The following is a 452-nucleotide window of genomic DNA, read 5'->3' as shown; positions in this document are numbered from 1 at the left end:
TTTATGAGCGCTTCAAGCAGCTGCAGGAAAAGCTGAGCCGCGAAGGCCTCTTTGACCAGCAGCACAAGCGGCCGCTGCCGCTGTTTCCGGACAAGATCGCGGTGGTGACTTCAGCCTCTGGGGCGGTCATCCACGACATCATGGTCACGGCCAACCGCCGCTTCCCCCACGCTGAGATTGATCTTTTCCCGGCGCAGGTGCAAGGCGAAAGCGCAGCCGGCAGCTTGGTGGCTGCCATGCAGCAAATCCAGGCGCGGGCAGACGAATACGACGTCCTCATCATTGGCCGCGGGGGCGGGTCTTTGGAAGACCTGTGGCCATTCAACGAAGAAGCCGTGGTGCGGCAGGTTTACGCCATGAAGATGCCGGTTATTTCATCAGTTGGTCACGAAACCGACACGACCCTGTGCGACCTGGCAGCCGACTGCCGGGCCGCTACGCCGACGGCTGCC

The 452-nt window shown here is 61.9% G+C and carries 1 protein-coding gene; it reads left to right on the top strand.

Annotation, left to right across the window (positions count from 1 at the left end; genetic code table 11):
• A partial coding sequence (gene xseA / locus lacNas_RS12685; RefSeq protein WP_201346923.1) for an exodeoxyribonuclease VII large subunit occupies positions 1-452 on the top strand: 452 nt, incomplete at both ends.

It is taken from the genome of Lactobacillus nasalidis, from assembly GCF_016587775.1.
Taxonomy (GTDB): Bacteria; Bacillota; Bacilli; order Lactobacillales; family Lactobacillaceae; genus Lactobacillus; species Lactobacillus nasalidis.
This window is presented reverse-complemented; position numbering and strand designations above follow the sequence as displayed.